Raw genomic sequence first — 9551 nt, 5'->3', positions numbered from 1 at the left:
CTGCGCAAACACCGGGTGGGCGGCGGCGAGTCCGGCGGCCATCCCCACACGCTGGGCGCCCTGGCCCGAGAACAGGAACGCGGTGCGGACGGAGCCGCGCGCCACGCCCTGTCCGGTGTCGCCGCCGGCCAGCTCGGCCAGTGCGGACATCAGCTCGGCGCGGTCGGCGCCGGTCACCACGGCTCGGTGCTCCAGTGCGCCGCGGGTACGGGCCAGCGCGTGGCCGACGTCGGCGGGGTGCAGCTCAGGGTGGGCGGTGAGGTGGGCGTGCAGCCGCTCGGCCTGGGCGGGCAGCGCCTCGGCGGTACTGGCGGACAGGGCCCAGGGCAGGACCTGGTCCGCCGGCGCGCGCTCGACGGGGGCGTCGGCGTGGTCCGGCGCCTGCTCCAGGATCAGGTGGGCGTTGGTGCCGCTCATGCCGAACGAGGACACACCGGCCCGGCGCGGGCGGTCCGTTCCGGGCCACGGCCGGGCCTGGGTGAGCAGCGCCACGGTGCCGCTGGACCAGTCGATGTGCCCGGAGGGCTCGTCGACGTGGAGGGTGTGCGGCAGGACGCCCGCGCCGAGCGCGAGCACCATCTTGATGACGCTGATGACGCCGGAGGCCGCGGCCGTGTGGGACACGTTCGATTTGATGGAGCCCAGCCATAGCGGCCGGTCCGCGTCCCGGCCCTGCCCGTACGTGGCGAGCAGCGCCTGCGCCTCGATCGGGTCACCGAGCGAGGTACCGGTGCCGTGCGCCTCCACCGCGTCCACCTCGAGCTCAGTCAGCCCGGCGGCGGCGAGGGCGGCGCGGATCACCCGCTGCTGGGACGGGCCGTTCGGCGCGGTGAGGCCGTTGCTGGCGCCGTCCTGGTTGACCGCCGAGCCCCGCACCACCGCGAGCACCCGGTGCCCGTTGCGCCGCGCGTCCGACAGGCGCTCCACCAGGAGCACGCCGACGCCCTCACCCCAGCCCGTGCCGTCCGCGTCCGCGGAGAACGCCTTGCAGCGGCCGTCGGGCGCCAGCGCGCGCTGCCGGCTGAACTCGGTGAACGCGCGCGGGCTCGCCATCACCGTGACGCCGCCGGCGAGCGCGAGCGAGCACTCGCCGCTGCGCAACGACTGGGCGGCCAGGTGCAGGGCGACCAGGGACGAGGAGCAGGCGGTGTCGACGGTGACGGCCGGGCCCTCCAGGCCGAAGGTGTAGGAGATGCGGCCGGAGATCACGCTGGCTGCGCTGCCGGTGAGGGCGAAGCCCTCCAGTTGCTCGGGGATGCGGTTCTCGCCGGTCGCGTATCCGGCGGAGCCGGCGCCCATGAACACGCCGACGTCCTCGCCGCGTGCTGACGCCGGGTCGATGCCGGCCCGTTCGAACGCCTCCCAGGAGGACTCGAGCAGGAGACGCTGCTGCGGGTCCATCGCCAGCGCCTCGCGCGGGGAGATGCCGAAGAACTCGGCGTCGAAGTCGCCCGCATCGGTCAGGAACCCGCCCCGGCGCACATAGCTGCGGCCGGCCGCGTCAGCGTCCGCGTCGAAGAGCGAGTCGAGGTCCCAGCCGCGGTCGTCCGGGAAGTCGGCGAGTACGTCGCCGCCGTCGGCCAGCAACTGCCACAACTGCTCCGGCGAGTGGATACCACCTGGGAGGCGGCAGGCCATGCCGACGATCGCCACCGGCTCGTCCGAAGCCGGTGCGGTCCGGTCCGGGCCGACGCCGGAGGCGGAGGCGGTGTGCTGCGACTCGTCCCCGCCGATCAGTTCGGTGGCCAGGAAGCGGGCGAGCGCGGCCGGCGTGGGGTGGTCGAAGACCACCGACGCGGGCAACCGCAGGCCGGTGGCCTCGTTCAGGCGGTTGCGCAGCTCGACGGCGGTCAGCGAGTCGAAGCCCAGGTCGCGGAAGGCGAGTCGGCTGTCCAGGCCGCCGGTGTCGGCCTCGGTGTGGCCGAGCACCCCGGCCGCCCCGGCGGCGACCAGGTCCTGCAGGATGCGCTCGCGGCCGACCGGGTCGGACTCGGCGAGTCGGCGTGCCAGTTCGGTGCGGGCCGGCGCCTCGCCGGCGGCGGTGTCCGCGGCCGGCACGGCCAGGACGCGTACCTCGGGGATTTCGTCGAGCAGCGGGCGCGGGCGGGCCACCGTGAACAGGGCGGCGAACCGTTCCCAGGTCACGGCGCTGACGACCAGGGTCGTCTCGTCGTGGTCCAGGGCCTGCCGCAGCGCCTCGAACGCCAGCCGCGGATCCAGCCGGGGCAGGCCCTGCTGCTGGGAGCGTGCGGTGAGCAGTTCACGCATGGTGGTGTCCTCGTCGCGTTCGTTGAACGCGTCCCAGATGCCCCAGGCGACGGCGGTGGCGGTGCGCCCGGCGGCGCGCCGCCGCTCGGCCAGCGCGTCCAGGTAGGCGTTGGCGGCGCCGTACGAGCCCTCGCCGCTGCTGCCCCAGACGCCGGCGATGGAGGAGAACAGCACGAACGCGTCGAGGTCGATGTCGCCCAGGAGTTCGTCGAGGTTGCGGGCCGAGGCCACCTTGGCCCGCACGGAGGCGGCGTACCCCTGGAGGGTGGCCTCGTGTATCGGGCCGACGTCGGCGACGACGGCGGCATGGACGACGGCACGCAACGGGATGTCCGCGGCGCGGAGTTGGTCGAGGAGGGCGGCGAGCGCCTCGCGGTCGCCCGCGTCGCAGGCGGTCACCGTGACACGGATCTGGTGCCGCTCCTCAAGGGTGGCGCGCAGTGCGTCTGCGCCAGGCGCCGCCGGGCCGCGGCGGCTGGTCAGCACCAGGTGTTCGGCGCCCTGTTCGGCGAGCCAGTGCGCGAGGTGCCCGCCGAGCGCGCCGGTGCCGCCGATGACGAGGACGGTGCCGCGGGGGCGCCATGTGCGCGGGGCAGGGGCGTCGCCGTAGGGGGCCCGCACCAGGCGGCGCACGAGGGTCCGGGTACTGCGGATCGCGAGTTGGTCCTCGTCGCCGGTGCCGGTGAGTGCGGCGCACAGACGGTCCGCGGCTGCCGGGTCGGGGTGGGCGGGCAGGTCGGCGAGGCCGCCCCAGCACTCGGGGTGCTCCAGGCCGGCCACCCGGCCCAGGCCCCAGATCTGGGCGTGCTCGGGCCGTTCGACGCCCTCGCCGTCCGCCGCGGCGACAGCGCCCTGGGTCAGGCACCACAGCGGGGCGCGCGATGCGGTGTCGCCGAGCGCCTGGACCAGGGTGAGGGTGCCCGCGACACCGGCGGCGAGGTCGGGGTGGTCTGGGTGCGGGGTCTGGTCGAAGGCGAGCAAGGACACCACGCCGGCGGCGTCCGCGGCACCGGGCAGCTCGCGCAAGCGCGCGGCGAGGGCGGCCCGCTCGGTGCGCCCGGCGTCGTAGGGGACGGGTAGGACCTGTGCCCCTCGCTCGGTCAGCGCCGTGGCGAGGGACTGGGTCCATGCGGTGCCGGTGGAGTCCTGCCGCGGCGAACTCACCAGCAGCCATGTGCCGGTGAGCCGGGCGGTCATGGCCGGGCCGGGCAGCGGGCGCCAGGTGACGCGGTAGCGCCAGTCGTCCAGGACCGTCCGCTCGTGCCGGCGGCGGCGCCAGGCGGACAGGGCGGGCAGCAGTTCGCCGAGCGCACCGGACGGGCCGGCCCCGGTGGTCCGCTCGTCGTGGGGCAGCCCCAGCATGCGGGTGGCAGCGTCCAGGTCGCCCTCGTCGACGGCGGCCCAGAACGCGTCGTCGGCCGGGTCGCCCGCCGCAGCGGACGCGGGGCGGGCCGCGCCGGACTCCAGCCAGTAACGGTTGCGCTGGAAGGCGTACGGCGGCAGCTTGATGCGTCGCCCGGCGGGGACGACCGCGGTCCAGTCGAGTTCGGTGCCGTGGACGAACGCGGTGGCCACGCCGCGCAGCAGTGCCTCGTCCTCGGGCAGGCCCTTGCGCAGCAGCGGAACAGCCACCGTCTGCGAGTGGGTGCCCAGGCACTCCTCGACAAGCGCGGACAGCACGCCGGAGGGGCCGACCTCCAGGAACCGGGTGACGCCCTCGCGGGCGAGAGTGCGCACCCCGTCGGCGAACCGCACGGCCTTGCGCACGTGCGCCACCCAGTAGTCCGGCGCGCAGAGTGCCGCGGGCTCGGCGAGTTCCCCGGTGACGTTGGAGACGATGTCCAGTTCGGGCTCGTGGTAGGTGATCTCCTCGGCGATGCGGCGGAAGTCCGCGAGCATCGCCGCCATGTGCGGCGAGTGGAAAGCATGGCTCACCCGCAGCCGCTTGGTGCGCCGGCCCTGCTGGGCGAAGACGTCGGCGAGGGCGAGCACGGCGTCTTCGTCACCGGAGATCACCACCGCCTCGGGCCCGTTGACGGCGGCGACGTCGACCCGCACGGAGTACTCCGATGCGGCCAGCGCCGCGGCCACCTCGGCTTCCGGTGCGGCGACGGCCACCATGGCCCCGGCCTCGGGCAACGCCTGCATCAGCCGCCCGCGGGCGGCGACCAGTCGGGCTGCGTCCGGCAGTGTGAACACGCCCGCGACATGAGCGGCGGTGAGCTCGCCGACGGAGTGGCCCATCATCTGGTCGGGCCGGATGCCCCAGGAACCGGTGAGCCGTGCCAGCGCGGTCTCCACCGCGAACAGGCCCGCCTGGGTGTACTGGGTGTGGTTGATCAGCGCCGACGCGTCCGAACCGTCGGGCGCGAACAGCACCTCGTACAGGGGGCGTTCGAGCCATCGGTCCAGTTGTGCGGCCACCTCGTCGAGTGCGTCGGCAAACACCGGGAACGCCTGGTACAGCCCCCGGCCCATGCCGGGCCACTGGCTGCCCTGGCCGCTGAACAGGAAAGCGGTGCCGCCCTCGCGTACCCGGCCGCGCACCACGGCCGCCGGTGCCCGGCCGTCGTCCGGACCGGCCAGTGCGGTCAGGCCGGCGAGGACGCCGTCACGGTCGGTGGGCGCGGCCAGCACCACGGCCCGGTGCTCCAGGGCGGTACGGGTGGTGACCAGCGAGTGCACCACGTCCGCGGGCTCCAACTCCGGCCGGTCGGTGACGAATGCGGCCAGCCGGGCGGACTGGCCGGCCAGTGCGGCGGCGCCCCGCCCGGTGACCACCCAGGGCAGCAGCGCGGGCATGCGGCCCGCGGCGGGCAGCAAGGGGGCGGGAGCGGCGGGCGCCTGCTCGACCAGGACATGGGCGTTGCTGCCACTGAAGCCGAACGAGGAGACGCCGGCCCGGCGCGGCCGGTTTCGCTCCGGCCAGGCCTGAAGCCGGGTGACCACCTCGACGGGCAGCGCGTCCCAGTCGATGCGGCTGGAGGGGCGGTTGAGCAGGTGCGGCGGCAGTTCGCCGTGTTGCACCGCGAGGACGGTCTTGAGCAGGCCGGTGATGCCCGCGGCGGCCTCCAGGTGGCCGATGTTGGCCTTGGACGAGCTGATCAGCACCGGGTTGTCCGCGTCGCGTCCCTCGCCGAGGGCCTCGGCCAGGGCGCGCACCTCGATGGGGTCGCCCAGCGGGGTGCCGGTGCCGTGCGCCTCGACGTGGTCGACGTCCGCCGGGGCCCAGCCGGCGCGCGCGAGGGCCTGCCGGATCAGCACCGTCTGCGCAGGGCCGCTGGGCACGGTGAAACCGCCGCTCGCCCCGTCCTGGTTGATCGCGGTGCCGGCCAGCAGCGCATAGATGTGGTCGCCGTCGCGTTCCGCGGCCTGCTGCGGCTTGAGGACGAGCATCACGGCGCCCTCGCCGCGGCCGTACCCGTCGGCGTCCTCGTCGAAGGTCTTGCAGCGGCCGTCGGGGGCCAGTGCCTCCTGCATGGCCACCGACACGGTTGGCGTGGCGATCACATTGCAGCCGCCGACCAGTGCGATCTCGCAGTCACCGGACCGCAGCCCCTGGACGGCCAGGTGAACGGCTGTCAGCGAGGCGGAGCAGGCGGTGTCCACGGCGAGCGACGGGCCGCGCAGGCCCAGGAAGTACGAGAGTCGGCCGGCGGAGGCCGCGAAGACGTTGCCGGTGCCGTAGTACAGGTCGATGTTGCCCATGTCGCGGGTGAGCAGTTCGTGGTAGTCGGCGGTGTTGAGGCCGACGTACACGCCCGCTTGCCGCTCGAGCAGCGCGGGCGCGGTGCAGCCGGCGTCCTCCAGCGCCTCCCAGGCGACCTCCAGCGCGAGCCGCTGCTGCGGGTCGAGCGAGGCGGCCTCGCGTGGCGAGATGTGGAAGAACCCGGCGTCGAACGCGGCGACGTCGTCCAGGTAGCCGCCTGGGGTCGGCACGCCGGGCCCGGCCTCCGCCCAGATCGGGTCCTCACGGCGCCCGGCCGGGGGTTCGCCGGTGACGTTGCGTCCGTCCTTGAGCAGCGCCCAGAACTCCTCCGGCGTCGACGCCCCCGGCAGGCGGCAGGCCATGCCGACGACGGCCACGGCGCCCTTGGACCCGAGTGCCGAACCCTCGCGCTGCGCGTGTGGGGCTTCCTGCTGGGCCTGCTGGTTCCGGGACTCGCGCCCGACGCCCAGTTCGGTCAGGAACGCGGCCAGGGCGGCGATGGTGGGGTGTTCGATGACGACGGTGGTCGGCAGGGACAGCCCGAACGCGGCCTCCAGCAGTCCGCGAAGCTGCACCGCGGTGAGCGAGTCGAGCCCCTGCTCGAACAGGCCGCGGCGGCGCGGCAGCGGTCGCTCGGGCCCGATGCCGATGACCTCGCGTACGGCCGCGTCGATGCGCTGCACCACCCACGACGCCGGCTTGATGGGCCCCGCCGCGGCCATGTCCGCGGGCCGGCCCGGGGCCGTGGCCCGCTCGGCGGCCGTGGTGGCGACCGGCGCCACCGAGGTGCGGGCGGTGGGCGGCGCCGCCGGGCTCTGTGTCGCCCGGTGCCCGCGCCGCAGGCCGGGCAGCCAGTGCCGTTCGCCACTCCAGGACGGCACCGGCAGGTCGACGAAGCGGCGGGGCCGCCCGGTGATCTCGGCCCAGTCCAACGGCACGCCCGCCACGTGCAGTCGGGCGATCGTACGGTGCAGGGCCACCGGTCCGGGTACCTCGCGGCGCAGGGTGCTCAGCACCTGCGCACCGCTGCCCCGATGCGCGACGGAGTCGGCCAGCGGGCGGCGGAGCACAGGGTGCGGGCCGACCTCGAGGAGGAGCGGGGCGCCTTCCTCGGCCAGCAGCCGGTCGACGGCAGGCCAGAGCCGTACCGGCTCGGTGATGTTGCGCCCCCAGTAGGTGGCGTCGAGCAGGCCTGCGTCCACGTCGGGGTCGACACTGGACAGCAGGCGCAGCCCTGGCCGGGCCGGGGCGAGGTCGGCGAACTCGGCGGCCAGGCGCGGGCCGCACTCGGCGACCAGCGGGCTGTGGAAGGCATAGTCGACACGGGTCCGGCGGCAGCGCAGCCCGGCCTGTTCCAGGAGGGGTTCGGCGGCGGTCACCGCATCGTGGGGGCCGGCGACCACCACGGAGGCGGGGCCGTTGACGGTGGCGACGGTGACCGGCAGACCGGCGGCGGCCAGGAGGCCGCCCACCGTGGCCACGTCGCCCTGCACGGCGAGCATCCGGCCCAGGCCCGCGGTCTCCTCGAGGATCTGCCCGCGGCGCACGATCAGCCGTACCGCGTCGGAGAGTTCGAGGACACCTGCGGCGTGCGCGGCGGCGAGCTCGCCCACGCTGTGGCCGACCAGGGCCGCGGGCCGCACCCCGCGGGCGGTCAGCCACCGCACCAGCGCCACCTGGACGGCGAAGACGGCGGGCTGGGCGAGGTCCGTACGGTCCAGCCGGCTGTCCTTGGTGCGGCGCAGTTCCTCGACGAGGGACCAGTCGGCGTCCCGGCGCACCAGGGAGTCGATCTCGTCGAAGGTGTCCCGGATCGCGGGGTCCGCGTCGTACAGGTCGGCCGCCATGCCGGGCCACTGGCAGCCCTGCCCGGAGAAGACCAGGATCGGCGCGGGCTCCCCGTCGTCGCCGACGCGTCCGGTGTAGGCGCCGTCGGGCAGGTCCTCGGGGTCGGCGGAGTCGGCCAGCACGGCAGCGAGTTGCTCCCTGCCGGTGGCGACGGCCGTGTAGCGGTGGCGCTCGTGGGTGCGCCGTGTGGCGGCCGCGGCGAGCAGTTCGTCCAGGGGGACGCTCTGGTCGGCCACCTTGGCGCGCATCGCCTCGATCTGCTCGGCCAGCGGGCCGGGTGCGCCGGCGGAGACCAGCAGGATGCGCGGGCGCACGTCGCCGGATGCGTCGGCATCGGCAGCCGGCTCGTCGGTTCCGGGCACGGGCGGTGCCTCGGCGATCAGGTGGACATTGGTGCCGCTGAGCCCGAAGGCGTTGATCCCGGCGCGCAGCGGGCGGTCGACGGCGGTGAGCGCGGTGCCGCCGGAGGCGGGCAGAGCGATGCCGTCGCCCTGCCAGTCGACGGCGGGGGTGGGTTCGTCGACGTTCGGCTGGGCGGGCACCAGGCCGTTGTTGACGATCCAGATCGCCTTGAGCAGGCCCACCACACCGGCCGCCGAGTCGGTGTGCCCGAACACCGCCTTGTGCGAGCCGACGAGCAGCGGCGCCCGGTCCTGTCGCCCCGCGCCGTAGACCTCGGACAGCGAGCCCAGCTCGATCATGTCGCCCAGCGGGGTTCCGGTGCCGTGCGCCTCGACGTAGTCCACCGCGTCGGATGCCAGGCCCGCAGCGTCCAGCGCTTGCCGGGCCACGGCCGCCTGCGACTCGGCGTTGGGCGCGGTCAGCCCCATCGTGGCGCCATCGCTGCCGGCCGCCGAACCGCGGATGACGGCGTGGATGCGGTCACCTTCGGCCAGCGCGTCGGCCAGCCGCTTGAGCACCACCACGCCGCAGCCCTCGCCGCGTACGATGCCGTCGGCCGAGGCGTCGAAGGGACGGCACCGCCCGCTGGGCGAGATCGCGCCGATGCCGCTCATGAAGACGCTGATCTCGGGGCTCAGCACCAGGCTGACCCCGCCGGCCACCGCAGCGTCGATGTCGCGGGCGCGCAGGCTCTGGCACGCCTGGTGGACCGCGTAGAGAGACGAGGAGCAGGCCGAGTTGAGCGTGATGGCAGGGCCGCGCAGGTCATAGGTGTATGCCAGGCGTCCGGCCGCGAAGCTGAACTCCATGCCGGTGACGTAGTGCGGGCCGAGGTCGCTCAGGTCGATGCCCTTGGCATGCAGCAGGTGGTAGTCGCCGGCGAGCAGACCGGCGTACACACCCGTGCGGGTGCCGCGCCACTGGTCCCGCGGGCGGCCGGCGTCGGCCATCGCCTCGGTCGCCACCTCGAGCAGCAGCCGCTGCTGCGGGTCGACGGCGTCGGCCTCGCGCGGGGCGATGCCGAAGTACGCGGCGTCGAACCGGTCGACCTCGTCGAGGAAGCCGCCGACGTGGTTGACGACAGTGCCGGGCCGACTGCGCTCGGGGTCGTACAGGTCCCGGCCCCAGCGATCCTCCGGCACCTCGCGCAGGATGTCCTCGCCCGAGCCGAGCACCCGGCCGAGGGAGCCGAGGTCGCGGACGCCGCCGGGCAGGCGGCATCCCACACCGACGACGGCAATGGGCTCGACGGGGCTGGCGGTCTCATCGGGGCTGGCGGCCATGGTCGCGAATTCGCCTTTCACCTCGGGCTCGGGACCCCCGG

At 74.9% G+C, this 9551-nt stretch carries 1 protein-coding gene; it reads right to left on the bottom strand.

Features of this window, described 5'->3' with window-relative positions; translation table 11 throughout:
* Positions 1-9510, bottom strand: a 9510-nt coding sequence (locus JK363_RS38945) for a type I polyketide synthase (protein ID WP_201882938.1), incomplete at its 3' end; no start/stop codon positions are given.
* Between the last annotated feature and the right edge of the window lie 41 nt (positions 9511-9551).

The sequence above is a fragment of the Streptomyces coffeae genome, assembly GCF_016741875.1.
Classification (GTDB): domain Bacteria; phylum Actinomycetota; class Actinomycetes; order Streptomycetales; family Streptomycetaceae; genus Streptomyces; species Streptomyces coffeae.
This window is presented reverse-complemented; position numbering and strand designations above follow the sequence as displayed.